The organism is Amycolatopsis orientalis DSM 40040 = KCTC 9412, from assembly GCF_000478275.1.
Classification (GTDB): domain Bacteria; phylum Actinomycetota; class Actinomycetes; order Mycobacteriales; family Pseudonocardiaceae; genus Amycolatopsis; species Amycolatopsis orientalis.
In genome coordinates this window covers 1-248 of the sequence record NZ_ASJB01000021.1, presented here as the reverse complement: position 1 = coordinate 248, position 248 = coordinate 1, and the positions used below count along the sequence as shown (strand labels likewise).

The 248-nt window shown below is 41.5% G+C and carries 1 protein-coding gene; it reads left to right on the top strand.

The annotated features are described in order from the left end of the window. Positions 1–54 precede the first annotated feature (54 nt). A partial coding sequence (locus L324_RS44400; protein ID WP_235783416.1) for an AzlC family ABC transporter permease occupies positions 55–248 on the top strand: 194 nt, incomplete at its 3' end.

The following is a 248-nucleotide window of genomic DNA, read 5'->3' as shown; positions in this document are numbered from 1 at the left end:
CTTTTTGAAACGTTTTTGATGAGCGCCCTTGTTTTCGGAGGAGCGTCCCAGTATATGTCTCTGAGCATGCTTGCCGTTCAGACAGGAATCATCGAAATCGTCATGACGACGTTCATTGTGAACATCAGACATTTTTTATTTTCAGCGACTTTGAATCAATTGGTAGAAAAAGATTCGCCTTGGAAAAAAGCGTTTTACTCATTTTTCGCGGTGACAGATGTCTCGTTTGCCGTCTTCTGCTTTAAGAA